The following is a 17,809-nucleotide window of genomic DNA, read 5'->3' on the forward strand; positions in this document are numbered from 1 at the left end:
CGGCTTGCCGGCGAACGGGCTGCGAGGCAGCCCTCTGCCAGATCAGTATCAGAAGATACTGATCGGGTACTCGACGAATACGCGGACTTCGTTGCCGTCGTCGTTGTAGCCGTTTTGCTGTACAGCGTTGTTGGTGCGAAGGAACGAGCTGCGCAGCTTGATCGACAGGTCCTTGGCCGGGCCGTCCTGGACGACGTAGCGGATCTGGTTGAAGATCTCGCGCTCTTTGCCTTCGCCGAAACCTTGCGGGTTAGCGTTGTTGCGGGTGTTGATGTTGTCACCCACCACGTAGGCCAACTTGTAGGTCAGGCCCGGGATGCCGTAGGCACCGAAGTCCAAGCCGTAGCCCAGCTGCCAGGAACGCTCGTCTTCGGCGTTGAAGTCGGACCAGTAGGAGTTGGCCAGGTAGATGGTCGAACCACCGTCACCCACGCCACCTTCGTTCTGGTACCAGCCGTAGTTGTAGCCGGTGCTGCCGGTGCTGCGCTGGTGCGCAAGGGTGAACGAGTGTGCACCGTAGGCGTAGGTCGCGGCCAGGCTCCAGATGGTGTTGGAGTCGCCGTTCAGGCCGGCGGCCTGGACGTACTGCTTGTCGATGTCCGACTTGTAGCCGTTGAAGTCCAGGGTCAGGGACTGGTCGTTGGCGATCGGGAAGACGTAGTTCAGGCCCAGGTAGTGCTTCTTCATCACGTCTTCGTTGTCTGCGGTGTACAGCGAAGCGGTGAAGTTGTCGGTGAACTTGTAGCTGCCGCCGAAGACGTTGATCGACTTCAGGCCGCCACCGTCACGACGCTCGGCGCTCTTGCGCGCTTCTTGGGTGAAGCGGCCGGCGTTCAGCTCAAGGCCCTGGATTTCCTTGGAGGTGATCAGGGTACCGGTGAAGCTTTCTGGCAGCAGTCGGCCATCATCGTACTGCAGCACTGGCAGGGACGGCATCTGGTCACCGTACTTGAGCACGGTGTTGGAGATGCGGAACTTCACAGCCGCGCCGGCACGGGCCAGGTCATGCGGGCCGCTGGCGTTGCCGTCGGCGTTCTTGGTGTTTCCTGGCTTGAAGAAGTCAACGCCAGCGCCACCATTGTGGCCCTTGCCGCCGTCCAGGCGTACGGCATACAGGCCGAACGCGTCAACGCCCACGCCCACGGTGCCTTGGGTGAAGCCAGAGGAGAAGTTGGCGATTGCCGCCTGGCCCCATTCGATCTGGTCATCGGTACCGTGTTTCTTGTCACGGTTGATGTAAGCGTTACGCAGAAGAACGTTTGCGTGGCTGTCTTCGACAAAGCCCTTGCTCTCGGCCTGCTCGTTGGCCTGGGCCTGGGTCGCGGCGATCATCGCCAAAGCGACCAGGCTGATCCTGGTTTTCAACATCTTGTTTTCCTTATTTCGTAATCAAAAACGCTCTGCAATATGACGCCAGGAACCAACGCCCCTTCGTAGGTTCGACGCTATGCGGATCCGAACTGAAAGGCCCGCCAATGGTCGTGTGGCGGGCCTTGTGCAGCAGCATGGCCAGGTCATGGCCAGCAGGCGTTGGCCGAATCCTAGCCGCGTGCGATTACAAATGTCAAAAACTCGTGAAATGCAGGTCGATATAACCAAAATAATGCGATCGAACAGGGCATTTCCTTGCATGTTCGCGCTATCAGCGGGCAATTTATCTTGGGTTAGGTAAGTCGCTTTGTCGCGTAGGGCAATTCTGGGATGAAGTGTTACGGGCCCGGCCTTGGCCCCCAGAAATGAAAACGCCACCGCAAATGCGGTGGCGTTTCTCAAGGGTGGTGCGGGCTCCTGCCCTGTTCAGTGCCACACGCCCAGCAGCGCTTCCAGCTCCGCATCGCTAATCAGGCCCTGCGGGTAGCGGCCATCCAGCAAACGTCGTGGGTCGGTCGTCCTGACCCGATTGCTTCCATGGTGTTTCAACCAATGTGCCAAGGTTTTCAGCGCTTGGTGATTTACTGCCGATGGGCGCAAAGCCGTCTCACTTGCTGTGTTCATGTCTGCACGTACTCCTTACCCCGTGAGCGGCTAATCTACGTCTTGATTGTTACAGAACGGAGTGACCGTACTGCTGAGTTAACTCCCTGAAAACAATACAAAACATATGCCATTTCGACATGCCGGACGTCGCGGCCAAAAAAAAACCCGTCAGGCGACGGGCTTTTTCTGCAGCGTTGCTTCAGCGCTTGACCGGCGCCGGTTGCTGCTGAGTCAGGCAGTGGATGTTGCCACCCCCCAGCAGCAGTTCACGCCCGGGGATCATCACCACTTCGTGGTCCGGGAATACTTTGGCCAGAATGGCTCTGGCCTGGGCATCTGCCGGGTCATTGAAGCTTGGCGCGATGATGCCGCCGTTGACGATCAGGAAGTTCACGTAGGACCCGGCCAGGCGTACCGACGGGTCTCGCTCCTGGCTACCGACCACCTGATCGACGCCGGCGCACTCTTCTTCAGTGGCGAACAGCGGGCCAGGAATGGGCATCTTGTGCACCACAAACTCGCGGCCTTTGGCATCACGGCTGTTTTTCAGCACGTCATAGGCGGCATGGCAGCGCGCATAGTTGGGGTCGTTGGAATCATCGGTCCAGGCCAGTAACACCTCGCCTGGGCTGACGTAACAGCAGAAGTTGTCGACGTGGCCGTCGGTTTCGTCGTTGTACAGGCCATCGGGCAGCCAGACGATGGTCTCCACCGCCAGGTGCTCACGCAGGATCTCTTCGATCTGCGCACGGTTCAGGTGCGGGTTGCGGTTGCGGTTGAGCAGGCACTCTTCGGTAGTGATCAGGGTGCCCTCACCGTCCACATGGATCGAGCCGCCCTCAAGCACGAAGCCTTCGGTCTGGTAGCGCTGGCAACGCTCCATCTCCAGCACCTTGGCTGCCAGCTCCTCGTCGCGGTTCCACGGCGCGTACAGGCCGCCGTCGAAGCCGCCCCAGGCGTTGAAGCCCCAATCCACACCGCGCACTTCGCCCGAATCGTTGATGACGAAGGTCGGGCCGGTATCACGTACCCAGGCGTCGTCGTTGCTGATTTCCACCACACGGATGTTGGGCAGGTCGAGCTGACGACGGGCGTTTTCGTACTGGCCGGCAGAAACAGCCACGGTAACCGGCTCGAAGCGGGCGATGGCCTTGGCCAGGGTGACGTGGGCAGCCTGGGCGGGCTTGCCTCCCAGGCGCCAGTTGTCCGAACGCTCAGGCCAGACCATCCACACCTGGCTTTGCGGCGCCCATTCGGCGGGCATGTGGAAACCGTCGGCGCGGGGGGTGGAGTTGAGGGTTTTCATGGGTAACCTCTGCAAAGGCCCTAGGCCGATGGTCAATTTGGATGCCGATTTTATAACCGATATATATCGGCATTAAAAGGATGAAAACGCTGAGCGGCTGATAAAAATGCCGCTCAGGCCGATAACAATCGACATGAGCGGCATCGCTGATGCTTACAACCCTTCGGACAGGATGCGGTCCACACTGTTCACAAAGTAGTCCACGCTGGCGCGCGTGGTGCACATCGGCGGCTTGATCTTGAGGATGTTCAGGTAGTCGCCGGTCGGCTGCATGAAGATCCCCAAGTCACGCAGGCGGTCGCACAGCACCATGGTTTCCTCGGTGGCCGGCTCCAGCGTCTGGCGGTCACGCACCAGCTCCAGGCCCAGGTAGAACCCCGAACCATGCGTGGCACCGGCAAGCGGATGTTTATCGACCAACGCTTGCAGGCGCGCTTTGAAATACCGCCCGGTTTCACGGGTGTTCTGCCACAACCCCTCCTCGTCCATCACGTCCAGCACCGCCATGCCGATACGGCAACTCACCGGGCTGCCGCCAGCCGAGGAGAAGAAGTAGCCCTGCGCCTCCAGCGCCTCGGCAATCTCGCGCCGGGTAATCACCGCCCCCAGTGGCTGGCCGTTGCCCATACCCTTGGCCATGGTGATGATGTCGGGCACCACACCCTGCTCCTCGAAGCCCCAGAAGTACTCACCCAGGCGGCCATAGCCCACCTGCACTTCATCGGCGATGCACACACCGCCGCGGGCACGGACCTTGGCATACGCCTCTTTCAGGTAACCCGCAGGCAGCGAGATACCACCGGCGTTGCCGTAAACCGGCTCGCAGATCATGCCGGCCAGCTGACGGCCACGGGCATCGAGGTCGGCAAGCTTGGCATCGACGTCGCGCAGGTAGTCGCCGGCACTGTCTGCGCCACGGTAGCGGCCACGGAAGGTATTCGGCGCCTCGACCGGGTGCACCCAGTCGGGCCGGGTTTCCAGGGCTTGCGGGTTGTCGGCAATAGAGGTGGAAATGGCATCGGTCGCCACCGACCAGCCATGGTAGGCCTCCAGCACGCTGAGCAGGTCGCGCCCGCCGCTGTAGGCCCAGGCCAGGCGAATGGCCAGGTCGTTGGCCTCGGTACCACTGTTGACCAAGAACACTCGGTCAAAGCCCGCCGGCGCCAACTTGAGCAGGCGCTCGGAAAACTCGGCAATGGCCGCGTAATGGAAGCGCGAGTTGGTATTGAGCAACGACCATTGCCGTGCCGACTCGGCCACCATGCGAGGGTGACCATGGCCGAGTACCGCGACGTTGTTGAGCATGTCGAGGTAGGAGCGGCCTTGCATGTCGATCAGGTAGTTGCGCCAGCCGCGTTCGATGTGCGGTGGCTGTGCATAGTAGTGCTTCTGCGAGCGGGCAAAGCTGGCGTCGCGGCGGGCCAGCAATGCCTGGGGGTCGGCCAGCGGCTCGGCATCGCAGTCGAAACCCAGCAAAGCTGCAGGCGAGGGGCACAGCGCCAGCCAGGCGGCAGCCTGGGAAGGTGCAGCGAACAGCGGAGGCTGGATGCTGGGGTCCAGGCACAGCTGCACACTGAGAAAACCACAGCTGTTGCCCAGCGCCTGCCCCTTGGCCACGGCCTGGCCGTCTGCGGGGGTGTCTTCCAGGCCACTGAGCCACAAGGCCCACTGTGCCGTGCGCAAGCAGCCACGGCCATCGCCGTGGCGTTGCCAGGTCCCGGCTTGCGGGGCCTGTACCGCACTGCCGTTGGGCACGTGCAGTTCGACGCCCAGGGCGCAGGTGGCCGGCTCCTCAGGGCGGTCGATGTGGGTTTGCGACAGGCGATACTGGCCATGCAGGCTGCAAGCAGGCGCGGGCTGCGCCGTCAGCTGACGCTGATCGAAGCCGGGCTGCTCCCAGTTACCGGCCTCGCAGAGGGGGCTGAGCACACCCAGGTCGACGCGCGTGACCGCCTCGCGGGCGAGGTCCGGCAGCAACAGGGCACAATCGGCGAGGTCCGGTCGGCTCGGTTCGATGCCGGCGGCCTGCAGAATGGCCGCTTCCATCAGGGCAAAAGGCACGGCGGTAGCGGTATCGAAGATCTCCCACTCATGGGCGATGTTGTCACGGATGTACTGGTTGCCCGGGTCCACGGCCAGTTGTTGCTCACTGCTGAGCACCAGCACGGCAGCGCGGTTGAGCACCAGCGGCCACAGGGCGCGCAACTCGGTTTCGCTCAGCGGGTTGAGGGCCTGGTAAGCGCGCACGGCCGGCAGGATGCGCAGCGGGTCGCCTTCGGCATGGTGCAGCAAGGCCGCGCAGGTCACCGACAAGTCGGCGATGCGCCAGGTACGCACCAGGTCACCGAAATCGATGATGCCCTGCAGTTGCCACTGGCGCTGCTCATCGCGGGCCCAGACGGCATTGTCATCGGTGATGTCCAGGTGCACGGCCTGGCTCGGCAAGGCGTCCACCAGCGGTGCCAGGTGTGCGGTGGCCAGGCCAGTGGCCTGCTCCAGGCGGGCGCGCTGCCCGGCATCCTGCAGCACTGGCAACAAATGCTCGATCAGCGCCTGGGCGTGCTGCGGGTCCCATTGCAGGGTGCGCACCAGGCCTGGGTGGTCGAAATCGGCCAAGGCTTTGTCGACCCGGGCGCACAGCGCGCCCAGTTCGGCCATCAGGCGAGGCTGCATGTGCTTGAGGCGGGTCAGCGGCTGCCCTTCTATATAATCGAGCAGGCGGGCGCGCAGCGGTTGGCCATCGATGTCCAGTGCCAACAACGACTGGCCGTCGCGTGCCGGGCGTACGGCAGGTACCGGCAACCCTTGCCCGCGCAGGTAAGCCAGCGCCGCATGCTGCGCCTCCAGTTCCATCTGGGCATAATTGCCATGGCAAACCTTGAGCACAAACCGCTCCTGCCCCGTATCCAGACGCAAGTTCAGGTCTTGCTGGCTGCCCAGCGTAGTCAGGCTGCCGGCCAGGTCGTAATGCGCCTGAAGCAAGGCATGCGCCTGGGCTTCGCTGAGCGAAGGGCTTGGCAGGCTGGAACGCTGGATCAGGGTGCTGAGGGGCATGAAGATGGAACCTCTTTTACTTTTCGCTTATCTCGCCACTGCCAAGGCCGATACACAAGTGGCAATGATGAAATGATGATCGTGCGTCCACGCTCGGTCATGATGGCAATCCGGGCTGCAAAGCGCCAAGGCGGCTACATTGAACGAGGCCGGTACGGTCCACCCCTGAGTACACTGGTCAGAAAATTGCCATGAACATAATCGCAACAGACATACCCGACGTACTGATCATCGAGCCCAAGCTCTTCGGTGACAGCCGCGGCTTTTTCTTCGAAAGCTTCAATGCCCGCGAGTTTGCGCGGCTGACGGGCTTTGACGCCCATTTCGTCCAGGACAACCACTCCCGCTCACAGCGCGGCGTGCTCCGCGGCCTGCACTACCAGATCGATAACCCCCAGGGGAAACTGGTGCGGGTTGTCCAGGGCGAAGTGCTGGATGTGGCCGTGGACATCCGCCGCAGCTCACCGACGTTCGGCCGCTGGGTGGCCACCCGCCTGTGCGCCGAAGACCACCGCCAGTTCTGGATCCCGCCAGGGTTCGCCCATGGTTTCCTGGTGTTGAGCGAATCGGCTGACTTCCTGTACAAGACCACCGACTACTACAACCCCGCCGCCGAGCGCTGCATCCGCTGGGATGATCCACAGCTGGCCATCGACTGGGGCGTGGAAGCACCGCTGCTGTCGGCCAAGGACCAGGCCGGCGCGCTGCTGGCTGACGCGGACCTGTTCCCATGAGGGTGCTCGTGTGTGGCCACAATGGCCAGGTCGCCCAAGCGCTGAAAACACAGTTGGCCGGCCTGGGCGAGATACACCTGCTGGGCCGCGACCAACTGGACCTGGCACAGCCCGAGGCCTTGCGTGAACCGCTGCGCCAGCTTGCCCCCGGGCTGATCATCAATGCTGCCGCCTACACCGCAGTGGACCAGGCCGAAACCGAGCCGGACACCGCCTTTGCGATCAATGCCCAAGCCCCTGGCGTGCTTGCCGAAGAAGCGCTGCGCCTTGGCGCACCGCTGATTCACTACTCCACCGACTACGTGTTCGACGGGGAAAAGGCCACGCCATACAACGAGCAGGACGTACCCAACCCGCTCGGTGTCTACGGGCGCAGCAAGCTTGCCGGTGAGCAGGCCATCGCTGCCGTGGGCGGCGCACATCTGATTCTGCGTACCAGCTGGGTGTACTCGCTGCACGGGCGCAACTTCCTGCTGACCATGCAACGCCTGCTGCAGGAAAAACCGCAACTGCGAGTGGTCGACGACCAGATCGGCGCGCCAACCTGGGCCACGACCATCGCCCTCAGCACCCGCGTGCTGATCGAGCGCTGGCAGGCTGGCCGGGCCGGTGCCTGGGGCACCTATCACCTGGCCGCCCAAGGCCAGACCTCGTGGTTCGGCTTTGCCCAGGCCATCGGCGAGCAGCTCAAGGCCCGCGGCCTGCCCTGCGCCGAGCTGCTGCCGATCCCCTCCAGCGAATACCCCACGCCCGCGCGCCGGCCGGCCAACTCGCGCCTGGACTGCTCACGCCTGGCCCGCGAGTGGGGCGTAACGCTACCGCACTGGCAGCAGGCGCTGATCGACTGCCTCAAGTAGCGCATAATTGCGCCAGACCCTTCTGGCGCATTTACGCGATGATTGCAAAACCCACGCACCCACGCCGTCCCCGCTGGCGCAGCCTGGCCCTGTTGGCCCTGTGCCTGGCCCCTTTGCTGTGGCCGCTGCATCACCTTGCCGAACGCTATTATCAGGACGAACTGGCGTCGCAGAATCGCCAGACCCTGGACCTGTATGTCGCCAACCTGCTCGGCACCCTGCACCGCTACGAAACCCTGCCGCAGATTCTTGGCGAATTGCCGGCGCTGCGCGGCGTACTAGCCGACCCGTTCAAGCTCGAAGCGGTGACCAACGCCAACCGCCTGCTCAAAGACATCGCCCACCAGACCGGTGCCGAGGTGATGTACCTGATGGACGTCAGCGGCAATACCCTGGCCGCTTCCAACTGGGACAAGCGCGACAGCTTCGTGGGCCGCAATTTCGCCTTCCGCCCGTACTTCAACGAGGCCATGGCCGGGCAACTTGGGCGCTTCTTCGGCCAAGGCACCACGTCGGCCAAGCGCGGCTACTTTTTTGCCGCTGCCGTGCATGACCGTGAACGCATCGTCGGGGTATTGGTGGTCAAGGTCGACCTGGACCACACCGAGACCCTCTGGGGCAATACGCCCGAGCAATTGCTGCTGACCGACCACAACGGTGTGGTGATCCTCACCTCGCGGCCCGACTGGCGCTTTCGCGCCACGCGCGAGCTGACCGAGGCCGAGCGCCAGGCGATCATCGCCATCCAGCCCTACCCGACCCAGGCGCCACAGCCGCTGGTACTCAACCAGAACGCTTGGCTGGCCCAGACGCGTGACATCAAGGAGACCGGCTGGCAGGTCAGCATCCTCGCACCACGCATGCTGGTCGACCGTTCGGTGCAAACCGTCATGGCCATTGGTGGCGGCGCACTGCTGGTGCTGATGCTGCTGGCCGGCCTGGTGATGCAACGCCGCCGGCACTATATCGACCGTATCGACTTCGAAGCCCGGGGCCGCCAGGAGCTGGAAAATCGTGTGGCCCAGCGCACCGCCGACCTGGAAGGCCTCAACAACCGCCTGAAAAGCGCGGTACTGGAGCGCGAGAATGCCCAGCAGGAGCTGGTGCGCGCCCAGGACGAGCTGGTGCAGGCGGGCAAGCTGTCGGTGCTCGGCACCATGTCGGCGAGCATCAGCCACGAACTCAACCAGCCCTTGGCAGCCATCCGCAGTTACGCGGAAAACGCCGAGATCCTGCTCGATCACCAGCGCACTGAAGATGCCCGCGGCAACCTCAAGCTGATCGGCGAACTGACCGGGCGTATGGCCTCGATCATCGCTCACTTGCGGGCCTTCGCCCGGCGGGACCGCCATGCGCCGGAAAGCGTGGCCCTGCAGCCGGCGCTGGACGACGCCCTGGCGCTTCTGGCCAAACGCCGCCGAGCGATGGCCGTTGAGCTGATCCGTGACCTGCCTGATGCCACCTTGTGGGTACAGGCCGGGGAGACACGCCTGCGCCAGGTGCTCGGCAACCTGCTGGCCAACGCCCTCGATGCCCTGACTGAAAAAGCCAACCCGCGCCGCCTGTGGCTGAGTGCCGAAAAGCGCGATGACTACGTCTACCTGTTCATCCGCGACAATGGCCCGGGCTTCAGCCGGCAGGCCCTCGAGCACGCCAAGGAGCCGTTCTTCACCACCAAGACCCGCACCCAGGGCCTGGGCTTGGGCCTGGCCATCTGCGAAAGCCTGATGCGTGCCCTGGGCGGTGAACTGCTGCTGGCCAACCACCCGGAAGGCGGCGCCCTGCTCACCCTGCAAATGCGTGTGGCAGCGCCCGGCGCCAACCTGCAACCATCGGAGGACCCCTCGGCATGACCCCCGAGATACAGATCGACAGCCAGGCCCAGGTGCTGCTGGTCGACGACGACCCACACCTGCGCCAGGCCTTGAGCCAAACCCTCGACCTGGCGGGGCTGAAGGTGGTTGCCCTGGCCGACGCCCAAGGCCTGGCCGAGCGCCTGGAGCCCGACTGGCCCGGCGTGGTGGTCAGCGACATCCGCATGCCCGGCATCGATGGCTTGCAACTGCTCGAACAATTGCACGGGCGTGACAACGAACTGCCAGTGCTGCTGATCACCGGCCACGGCGATGTGCCCCTGGCGGTGCAGGCCATGCGCGCTGGCGCCTACGACTTCCTTGAAAAGCCCTTTGCCAGTGAAGCCCTGCTCGACAGCGTGCGCCGTGCCCTGGCCCTGCGCCGGCTGGTGCTCGACAACCGCAGCCTGCGCCTGGCCTTGAGCGACCGCCAGCAACTGGCCACCCGCCTGGTCGGCCATTCACCTGCCATGCAGCGCCTGCGCGAACAGATCGGCGCCTTGGCCGGCACCCGCGCCGACGTGCTCATCCTCGGCGAAACCGGCGCTGGCAAGGAGGTGGTGGCCCGCGCCCTGCACGACCTGTCCAGCCGCCGCGATGGGCCATTCGTGGCCATCAATGCCGGCGCCCTTGCCGAGTCGGTGGTCGAAAGCGAGCTGTTCGGCCATGAGCCCGGCGCGTTCACCGGCGCGCAGAAGCGCCGCATCGGCAAGTTCGAGTTCGCCAATGGCGGCACGCTGTTCCTCGACGAAATCGAAAGCATGAGCCTGGACGTGCAGGTGAAGTTGCTGCGCCTGCTGCAGGAACGGGTGGTCGAGCGCCTGGGCGGCAACCAGCTCATCCCGCTGGACATCCGCATCATTGCCGCAACCAAGGAGGACCTGCGCCAGTCCGCCGACCAAGGCCGCTTCCGTGCCGACCTTTACTACCGCCTGAACGTGGCACCGCTGCGCATCCCGCCGCTGCGCGAGCGAGGGGATGACATCCTGGTGCTGTTCCAGCATTTCGCCGATACCGCCAGCCAACGCCACGGCTTGCCACCGCAAACCCTGCAGCCTGCGCACCGGGCCATGCTGCTGCGCCATGCCTGGCCAGGCAATGTGCGCGAACTGCAAAACGCCGCCGAGCGTTTCGCCCTTGGCCTGGAGCTGGCGCTCGATAACCAGGCGCCCGCTGCCGCAGCACCCACAGCCCCGCTTCAGCTGGGCAACCTCAGCGAACAGGTCGAGCAGTTCGAGCGTTCGTTGATTGCCGCCGAACTGGGCCAGCCGCACAGCTCCATGCGCAGCCTGGCCGAGGCACTCGGTATCCCGCGCAAAACCTTGCATGACAAGCTGCGCAAGCACGGCCTCAGTTTTGACGGTGGCCACAGCGGGCCTGACGACCACGAGGACAACCGCCCATGAACAGCGACAGCCAGTACTTGCAGGATGTCCTGCACAGCGACATTCCCCTGACCCGTGAAATGGGCCTGCAGGTCATCGATTGGCAAGGGCAGAGCCTGCGCCTGCAGCTGCCGCTGGCCGCCAACGTCAACCACAAAAGCACCATGTTCGGCGGCAGCCTGTACTGCGCCGCCGTGCTGGTGGGCTGGGGCTGGTTGCACCTGCGCCTGCGCGAGCTGGGCATCGACGACGGGCATATCGTCATTCAGGAAGGGCAGATCAGCTACCCGCTGCCGGTCACCGGCACGGCAGTGGCGCGCTGCGCCGCACCGGACGAAAAAACCTGGGAGCGCTTCGTTGCGATGTATCAGCGCCGTGGCCGTGCGCGGCTGACGCTGGACACCACGGTTTGCAATGCTGGCAGCGACGAGCCCGCCGTGAGGTTCAGCGGGCAGTATGTGTTACATCGCTGAGGCGAGCTGGATCAGCGCCTGACGCCAGCTGGCAGCCGCGGGAAGGGCCAGGAAGAAGGGGTTGAGCAGGGATTCGCGTGGCGGGTAGCGGAACGGCTGGCCGTCCACGCCGATCACTTCGCCGCCGGCCCCTTCCAGCACACCTTGCGCCGCAGCTGTGTCCCACTGCGAGGTCGGCGCCAGGCGCGGGTAGCAGTCGGCGCTGCCTTCGGCCAGCAGGCAGAACTTGAGCGAGCTGCCGATATTGGCCAGCTCCAGCTCACCGACAGCAGCGCCAAGGCCAGACAACAACGCTTCCTGCTGTGGGCTGGAATGGCGACGGCTGGCCACCACGGTGAAACGACCATCGGCAGGTGGCGCGTTACGGACCTGGACCGGTTGCGGCTCGCCGCCTGCCTCTGCCCGCCAGGCGCCCAGGCCTTGGCCACCGAAATAGCAGCGGCCGCTGGTCGGCATCGAAACCACGCCAAACACCACTTCGCCGTTTTCGATCAGCGCGATATTGACGGTGAACTCTTCGCTGCCCGCGATGAACTCCTTGGTACCGTCCAAAGGGTCGACCAGCCACCAGCGCTGCCAGCCCTGGCGCTCGGCCAACGGAATATTGCAGTCTTCCTCAGACAGCACAGGGATCTGCGGCGCCAGCGCCTGCAGGCCGTCGGCGATAACCCGGTGTGCGGCCAGGTCGGCGGCGGTCACCGGCGAATCATCCGCCTTGTTGGTCACCGCCACGTCGGCGCGCCAGAACGGCAGGATCGCCTGCCCTGCCAAGCCGGCCAGTTTCACCACTTCATGCATCAGTTGCTGGTCGTTCATACGTCGAGCAGCCCCCGCTGAATCAGCAGGTCACGCGCCAGGTACAACGCCGCCAGCGCCCGCCCCTCGCTGAGCTGGGGGTGCATGGCCAGCGCCGAGAGTTCGCGAAGGTTGACCTTGTCGACCCGCATCGGCTCCGGCTCGTCACCCTCCAGCCGCTCTTCGTACAGGTCGGTGGCCAGCACCACCTGGATCTTCTGGCTCATGTAGCCGGGGGACAGCGACAGCTCGGTCAGGTGTTCCAGCTGACGCGCGCCAAAGCCGGCTTCTTCCTTGAGCTCCCGGTCAGCCGCTGCCAGCACATCCTCGCCCGGTTCGATCAGGCCTTTGGGCAGGGACAGTTCGTATTCATCTGTGCCACCGCAATACTCCTCCACCAACACCGCGTGTTCGGCATCGAGCATGGCCACGATCATGACGGCGCCGTATCCGTTACCGCGCCCGACCAGGCGCTCGTAGGTACGCTCGTTGCCGTTGCTGAAACGCAACTGCACGGCCTCTACGCGGAACAAGCGGCTGCTGGCGACGATCTCGCGGCTGAGAACGGTGGGTTTCTGGCGCATGGGGCGGCTCCTTGGCGTGAACGGGTTACTATACCGTGGCTTGCCGACTGAACGAGAGTTTCCCATGCCTGTTCTTCCCTGGTCTGCCATCGATACTGTCCTGCTGGACATGGACGGCACGCTGCTCGATTTGCACTACGACAACCGCTTCTGGCTGGAGCACCTGCCCCAGCGCTACGCCCAGGTGCACGGCGTAAGCCGGGCGATGGCCGAAATGGAGCTGCAGCCGCTGTTCGAACGCAATGCCGGCACGCTCAACTGGTACTGCCTGGACTTCTGGAGCCGCGAGCTGAACTTGCCGATCCGCGAACTCAAGCGCGAGATCGCCGACCTGATCGCCCTGCGCCCAGACGCCGATACCTTCCTGGCAGCGATCCGCCAGGCCGGCAAGCGCGTGGTCATGATCACCAATGCGCACCGCGATTCGCTGTCGTTGAAGCTGGAGCGGGTGGAACTGGCGCCGTATTTCGAGCGGCTGATCAGTTCGCATGATTACGGCTACCCGAAAGAGAGCCCGCAGTTCTGGGACGCGTTGCAGGACGATATCGGGTTCGAGCCTGGGCGCAGCCTGTTCATCGACGACACCTTGGCCATTCTGCGCAGTGCCCGGCGGTTTGGCGTGGGGCATTTGCTGGCCGTGCGCCAGCCCGATAGCCAGGCGGCGCCGCGCGATACCCAGGAGTTTGCGGCAGTCGAGGATTACCGGGAGTTGCTGGTAGGTCTTTAAGGCCAGATCGCCGGCAAGCCGGCTCCCACTGGGTTTGCGCTGAACTTGAGAGCAGCGGAGTACCTGTGGGGCCGGCTTGCCGGCGATTGGCCGGAGCAAACGATAGAGATCTGTCAGTCAGGAATCCGCAGCACCTGCCCCGGGTAGATCTTGTCCGGGTGCTTGAGCATCGGCTTGTTGGCTTCGAAGATCTTGTTGTACTGGCCGGCGTTGCCATACACGACCACGGCAATGGCTGACAGCGTGTCACCCTTTTTCACGGTTACGAACCGCGCAGCCTGAACCACCGGCCCAGTTACAGTGATCTGATCATCAACGCTGGCCACACCACTTATGTTGCCGGCCGCGAGGATGATTTTCTCCTTCTCCTCCTGGCTGGCAACCTCACCCTTGAGGATAATCTTGTCACCCTCGACCGTAGCGGTGATGTTCGGGTTGCCCAGGCCGACACTCTCCACGTGTTTCTTCAGCTGCTCCTCGGCATTGGCATTGCCTGGGGTCAGCAGGTCGATCAACTTCTCGCCGGCTTCCTTCACGAAACTGAAAAGGCTCATTGCGTTCTCCATGTTGACGATAACCTCGGAAACACGAGTCTAGGCCAGGATTTCCTCCCCCGCCCCACTGCGACCAATCGACGCGGTCTATCAAGGCATAGACCCTAGCGATTAGACGTGACCGGCCCGCAGGCCTAGGCTGGTGCTATCAAAAAGCCGCCGGTAGTCAGCGCCGATGAACAACCAGCCCCGATGAACAGCAAACCTCCGGTCTGCGCGGCCTCGACGCCTCTGGCCTTGCCTGCCGCCAGCAACACCTACGATTACGTCCAGCTCGACGACGCTGCGCGCGCCAGCACGCCGCTGGCCGAAGAAGTCGCCCTGGCCATCGTCTACAACGGCCTCAACCAGGCCGTGATGCTGGTCAGCCCCACCGACCTTAAAGACTTTGCGGTCGGCTTCAGCGTTGGCAGCGGCATTGTCGATGGCACCGCAGACATCTACGACCTGAAGCTCTCCGGCAGCGGCTCGGCGTTGTACGCCGACCTGGAGATTTCCAGCCGCGCATTCTGGAACCTGAAAAACCAGCGTCGCCAACTGGCCGGCACCAGCGGTTGCGGCCTGTGTGGCGTCGAAGCCCTGGAGCAGGCGCTGCCGGAGCTGGCCGAGCTGCCTGGCGCGCCATTGCCACCGGCGCAGTGGCTGGTGGGCCTGCGTGAGCGTATCGATGCCTTCCAGCCTCTGGGCCAGCACTGTGGTGCCGTGCATGCGGCATTGTTCATGAACGCCCAGGGCGAGCTGCTGCTCGGCCGCGAAGACATCGGCCGCCACAACGCCCTGGACAAGCTGATCGGCGCCCTGCTGCGCCAGGGCATCGCCACCGAAGGCGGCCTGGCGATCGTCACCAGCCGCTGCAGCCTGGAGCTGATCCAGAAAGTCCTGCGTGCCGGCATCCAGACCTTGGTCAGCCTCTCGGCCCCTACCGGGCTTGCCCTGCAATGGGCGCGCAAGCACAACCTCAACCTCATTCATCTGCCCAAACACAGTGCACCGCGGGTCTATAGCCCAGCGGCGGAGTCGTAATAGCCGTGACCTCGTACCAGCCTCTTCCAGACAACGCCCCAGCCTCCCCACCACGCTACAAGCCCTACCACGGCCCCGCCGGTGGCTGGGGCGCCTTGCGCAGCGTGGCCAAGGCCTGGGTCGGCAGCGACAATGCGCTGAAGAACCTTCGCGCCCTGCTCAAGACCAACCAGAATGGCGGCTTCGACTGCCCCGGTTGCGCCTGGGGCGACTCGCCCGAAAGCGGCATGGTCAAGTTTTGCGAGAACGGCGCCAAGGCGGTCAACTGGGAAGCCACCAAGCGCCGAGTCGATGCGGCCTTCTTCGCCCGCTACAGCGTCAGCGCGCTGCTTGAGCAGAGCGACTACTGGCTGGAATACCAAGGCCGCCTGACCGAACCGATGGTCTACGACCCGGCCAGCGACCGCTATCAGCCGATCGCCTGGGATGCAGCCTTTGCCCTGATCGCCCGAGAGCTGAACAACCTGGCAAGCCCCGATCAGGCCGAGTTCTATACCTCCGGGCGGGCCAGCAACGAAGCGGCGTTCCTGTACCAGCTGTTCGTGCGTGCATACGGCACCAACAACTTCCCCGACTGCTCGAACATGTGCCACGAGGCCAGTGGCGTAGCCTTGGGGCAAAGCATCGGTGTGGGCAAGGGCACTGTCACCTTCGATGATTTCGAACACGCCGATGCGATCTTCGTCTGGGGCCAGAACCCCGGCACCAACCACCCGCGCATGCTCGACCCGCTGCGCGATGCCGTGAAGCGTGGCGCCCAGGTGGTGTGTATCAACCCGCTCAAGGAGCGTGGCCTGGAGCGCTTCCAGCACCCGCAGAACCCGCTGGAAATGCTGACCAACAGCGACCGGCCGACCAACACTGCGTTCTTCCGCCCGGCCTTGGGCGGCGACATGGCGCTGCTGCGCGGCATGGCCAAGTTCCTGCTGCAGTGGGAGCGTGAGGCGCAGACCAAAGGCGAGCCGGCGGTATTCGATCACGTATTCATCGCCGAGCATGGTCACGGTGTCGATCAGTACCTGGCTGCAGTGGACGCCACCTCGTGGGCGCACATTCAGGAGCAGTCGGGCCTTGAGCTTGCGGACATCGAGCTGGCTGCACGCATGTACTGCCGCGGCAAACGGGTGATCATGTGCTGGGCGATGGGCATCACCCAACACCGCCACTCGGTGCCCACCATCCAGGAAATCGTCAACCTGCAGATGCTGCGCGGCAACATCGGAGTGCCTGGCGCAGGGCTGTGCCCGGTACGCGGCCACAGCAACGTGCAGGGCGACCGCACCATGGGTATCAACGAACGCCCGCCGGTGGCGCTGCTCGATGCCATCGAAAAACGCTTCAATTTCCCGGTACCGCGGCACAATGGCCACAACACCGTCGAAGCGATCCACGCCATGCTCGACGGCCGCGCCAAGGTGTTCATCGGGCTGGGTGGCAACTTCGCCCAGGCCACCCCGGATACCGAGCGTACCGCCCAGGCCCTGCGCAACTGCGCGCTGACCGTGCACATCAGCACCAAGCTCAACCGCAGCCACCTGATCCACGGCAAACAGGCGCTGATTCTGCCGTGCCTGGGCCGCACCGATATCGACCTGCAGGCCGACGGGCCGCAGGCGGTCACCGTTGAAGACTCTTTCAGCATGGTCCATGCCTCCAACGGCCAGCTCAAGCCGCTATCGACCCAGATGCGCTCAGAGCCGGCAGTGGTTGCCGGCATCGCCGCTGCCACACTTGGCAAAAACCCGGTCGACTGGCACTGGCTTGTGGCCGACTACAACCGTATCCGGGACTTGATCGGCGACACCATTGCAGGCTTTGCCGACTTCAACCAGCGCCTGAGCCACCCAGGCGGCTTCTACCTGGGCAACAGTGCAGCCAGCCGCCAGTGGAAGACCACCAACGGCCGCGCCAATTTCAAGGCCAACCTGCTGCCGGACACCCTGCTCGACGAGCGGGTTCGCGCCAGCGGCCAGGTACCGGACCTGATCATGCAGTCCATGCGCTCGCACGATCAGTACAACACCACCATCTATGGCCTGGACGACCGCTACCGTGGCGTGCGCGGCCAGCGTGACGTGCTGTTCGTCAACGAGGCCGACATCATCCGCCTGGGCTTCCAGCCGGGGCAGAAGGTCGACATCGTCTCGTTGTGGGGCGATTCGCATGTGCGCCGTGTACAGGGCTTCACCCTGCTGGCTTTCGATATCCCGGCTGGGCAGGCGGCGGCGTACTACCCGGAAGTGAATCCGCTGATCCCGTTGGAAAGCATCGGTGAGGGCAGCCATACACCGACCTCCAAGTTCGTCGCCATCAAGTTGGAGCGGGCGCGCGACGACGGGCGAATCGTGTAATCGAACCGTACGGGTAAAAACGAAAAAAGCCCTGTTCCACAGGGGTTCAGGGCTTTGTCACAATTACCTCAGACACACGAAAATCGATAAAGTTTCATCGATAAAACAGTAACTTAGAGAATTGTGTACAACTCGT

At 63.8% G+C, this 17,809-nt stretch carries 15 protein-coding genes; 8 read left to right on the plus strand and 7 right to left on the minus strand.

Going from position 1 to position 17,809, the window contains the following annotated elements:
• Positions 1–48 precede the first annotated feature (48 nt).
• From ACMGF5_RS07560 to ACMGF5_RS07575, 4 genes are all read right to left on the minus strand, one after another.
• A complete protein-coding gene (locus ACMGF5_RS07560) occupies positions 49–1,368 on the minus strand; it encodes an OprD family porin (protein ID WP_414157691.1) in 1,320 nt (439 codons plus the stop codon).
• 429 nt (positions 1,369–1,797) lie between these two features.
• A complete protein-coding gene (locus ACMGF5_RS07565) occupies positions 1,798–1,995 on the minus strand; it encodes a hypothetical protein (RefSeq protein WP_012316698.1) in 198 nt (65 codons plus the stop codon).
• Positions 1,996–2,176: 181 nt separating this feature from the next.
• Positions 2,177–3,283: an agmatine deiminase gene (gene aguA / locus ACMGF5_RS07570; protein ID WP_281868373.1), complete on the minus strand. Its 1,107-nt coding sequence runs from the start codon at positions 3,281–3,283 to the stop codon at positions 2,177–2,179.
• Between the two features lie 153 nt (positions 3,284–3,436).
• Positions 3,437–6,337 carry an aminotransferase gene (locus ACMGF5_RS07575; protein WP_414157692.1) on the minus strand — a complete coding sequence of 967 codons (2,901 nt, stop codon included), beginning with the start codon at positions 6,335–6,337 and terminating at the stop codon, positions 3,437–3,439.
• Positions 6,338–6,528: 191 nt separating this feature from the next.
• On the opposite strand from ACMGF5_RS07575, the gene rfbC reads away from it, so the two are divergent.
• From rfbC to ACMGF5_RS07600, 5 genes are read left to right on the plus strand one after another with little or no spacing between them, the layout of a single operon-like run.
• On the plus strand, positions 6,529–7,071 hold the full coding sequence (rfbC, locus tag ACMGF5_RS07580; RefSeq protein ID WP_012316701.1) for a dTDP-4-dehydrorhamnose 3,5-epimerase: 543 nt from the start codon (positions 6,529–6,531) through the stop codon (positions 7,069–7,071).
• Positions 7,068–7,928 carry a dTDP-4-dehydrorhamnose reductase gene (rfbD, locus tag ACMGF5_RS07585; protein WP_161871530.1) on the plus strand — a complete coding sequence of 287 codons (861 nt, stop codon included), beginning with the start codon at positions 7,068–7,070 and terminating at the stop codon, positions 7,926–7,928. Before rfbC ends, rfbD begins: the two co-directional genes overlap by 4 nt.
• A gap of 38 nt (positions 7,929–7,966) precedes the next feature.
• The gene (locus ACMGF5_RS07590; protein WP_115273118.1) at positions 7,967–9,781 is read left to right on the plus strand and encodes a sensor histidine kinase; all 1,815 of its coding nucleotides are present in this window, start codon (positions 7,967–7,969) and stop codon (positions 9,779–9,781) included.
• Positions 9,778–11,187 carry a sigma-54-dependent transcriptional regulator gene (locus ACMGF5_RS07595; RefSeq protein WP_125924685.1) on the plus strand — a complete coding sequence of 470 codons (1,410 nt, stop codon included), beginning with the start codon at positions 9,778–9,780 and terminating at the stop codon, positions 11,185–11,187. Before ACMGF5_RS07590 ends, ACMGF5_RS07595 begins: the two co-directional genes overlap by 4 nt.
• Positions 11,184–11,639: a YiiD C-terminal domain-containing protein gene (locus ACMGF5_RS07600; RefSeq protein WP_119687931.1), complete on the plus strand. Its 456-nt coding sequence runs from the start codon at positions 11,184–11,186 to the stop codon at positions 11,637–11,639. The genes ACMGF5_RS07595 and ACMGF5_RS07600 overlap by 4 nt, the downstream gene beginning before the upstream one ends.
• Here the strand turns inward: ACMGF5_RS07600 and cysQ are convergent.
• Together cysQ and nudE are read right to left on the minus strand one after the other, a co-directional pair.
• The gene (gene cysQ / locus ACMGF5_RS07605; RefSeq protein WP_012316706.1) at positions 11,628–12,455 is read right to left on the minus strand and encodes a 3'(2'),5'-bisphosphate nucleotidase CysQ; all 828 of its coding nucleotides are present in this window, start codon (positions 12,453–12,455) and stop codon (positions 11,628–11,630) included. The two genes, ACMGF5_RS07600 and cysQ, sit on opposite strands and share 12 nt — an antisense overlap.
• On the minus strand, positions 12,452–13,018 hold the full coding sequence (gene nudE, locus ACMGF5_RS07610; RefSeq protein WP_414157693.1) for an ADP compounds hydrolase NudE: 567 nt from the start codon (positions 13,016–13,018) through the stop codon (positions 12,452–12,454). The genes cysQ and nudE overlap by 4 nt, the downstream gene beginning before the upstream one ends.
• Before the next feature lie 64 nt (positions 13,019–13,082).
• Here nudE and yrfG point away from each other — a divergent pair, with 64 nt between their 5' ends.
• Entirely contained in the window at positions 13,083–13,745 is a 663-nt protein-coding gene (gene yrfG, locus ACMGF5_RS07615; RefSeq protein ID WP_039604212.1) for a GMP/IMP nucleotidase, read from the plus strand.
• A 113-nt stretch (positions 13,746–13,858) separates the two neighbouring features.
• On the opposite strand, the gene lysM is transcribed toward yrfG, so the two are convergent.
• Positions 13,859–14,299, minus strand: a complete 441-nt coding sequence (gene lysM / locus ACMGF5_RS07620) for a peptidoglycan-binding protein LysM (RefSeq protein ID WP_042111826.1) — start codon at positions 14,297–14,299, stop codon at positions 13,859–13,861.
• 192 nt (positions 14,300–14,491) lie between these two features.
• Between lysM and fdhD the strand changes: the two genes are divergently transcribed.
• Together fdhD and ACMGF5_RS07630 are read left to right on the plus strand one after the other, a co-directional pair.
• Positions 14,492–15,322 carry a formate dehydrogenase accessory sulfurtransferase FdhD gene (gene fdhD / locus ACMGF5_RS07625; protein ID WP_414157694.1) on the plus strand — a complete coding sequence of 277 codons (831 nt, stop codon included), beginning with the start codon at positions 14,492–14,494 and terminating at the stop codon, positions 15,320–15,322.
• Between the two features lie 5 nt (positions 15,323–15,327).
• Entirely contained in the window at positions 15,328–17,673 is a 2,346-nt protein-coding gene (locus tag ACMGF5_RS07630) for an FdhF/YdeP family oxidoreductase (protein WP_251962615.1), read from the plus strand.
• Positions 17,674–17,809: the final 136 nt, after the last annotated feature.

The sequence above is a fragment of the Pseudomonas sp. BNK-15 genome (assembly GCF_047456105.1).
GTDB classification, from domain to species: domain Bacteria; phylum Pseudomonadota; class Gammaproteobacteria; order Pseudomonadales; family Pseudomonadaceae; genus Aquipseudomonas; species Aquipseudomonas putida_E.

What these genes read in the sequence shown, in the direction of transcription:
- ACMGF5_RS07560 (WP_414157691.1), bottom strand. Translation starts at nt 1,368, where the DNA reads ATGTTGAAAACCAGGATCAGCCTGGTCGCTTTGGCGATGATCGCCGCG.
- ACMGF5_RS07565 (WP_012316698.1), bottom strand. Translation starts at nt 1,995, where the DNA reads ATGAACACAGCAAGTGAGACGGCTTTGCGCCCATCGGCAGTAAATCAC.
- aguA (WP_281868373.1), bottom strand. Translation starts at nt 3,283, where the DNA reads ATGAAAACCCTCAACTCCACCCCCCGCGCCGACGGTTTCCACATGCCC.
- ACMGF5_RS07575 (WP_414157692.1), bottom strand. Translation starts at nt 6,337, where the DNA reads ATGCCCCTCAGCACCCTGATCCAGCGTTCCAGCCTGCCAAGCCCTTCG.
- rfbC (WP_012316701.1), top strand. Translation starts at nt 6,529, where the DNA reads ATGAACATAATCGCAACAGACATACCCGACGTACTGATCATCGAGCCC.
- rfbD (WP_161871530.1), top strand. Translation starts at nt 7,068, where the DNA reads ATGAGGGTGCTCGTGTGTGGCCACAATGGCCAGGTCGCCCAAGCGCTG.
- ACMGF5_RS07590 (WP_115273118.1), top strand. Translation starts at nt 7,967, where the DNA reads ATGATTGCAAAACCCACGCACCCACGCCGTCCCCGCTGGCGCAGCCTG.
- ACMGF5_RS07595 (WP_125924685.1), top strand. Translation starts at nt 9,778, where the DNA reads ATGACCCCCGAGATACAGATCGACAGCCAGGCCCAGGTGCTGCTGGTC.
- ACMGF5_RS07600 (WP_119687931.1), top strand. Translation starts at nt 11,184, where the DNA reads ATGAACAGCGACAGCCAGTACTTGCAGGATGTCCTGCACAGCGACATT.
- cysQ (WP_012316706.1), bottom strand. Translation starts at nt 12,455, where the DNA reads ATGAACGACCAGCAACTGATGCATGAAGTGGTGAAACTGGCCGGCTTG.
- nudE (WP_414157693.1), bottom strand. Translation starts at nt 13,018, where the DNA reads ATGCGCCAGAAACCCACCGTTCTCAGCCGCGAGATCGTCGCCAGCAGC.
- yrfG (WP_039604212.1), top strand. Translation starts at nt 13,083, where the DNA reads ATGCCTGTTCTTCCCTGGTCTGCCATCGATACTGTCCTGCTGGACATG.
- lysM (WP_042111826.1), bottom strand. Translation starts at nt 14,299, where the DNA reads ATGAGCCTTTTCAGTTTCGTGAAGGAAGCCGGCGAGAAGTTGATCGAC.
- fdhD (WP_414157694.1), top strand. Translation starts at nt 14,492, where the DNA reads ATGAACAGCAAACCTCCGGTCTGCGCGGCCTCGACGCCTCTGGCCTTG.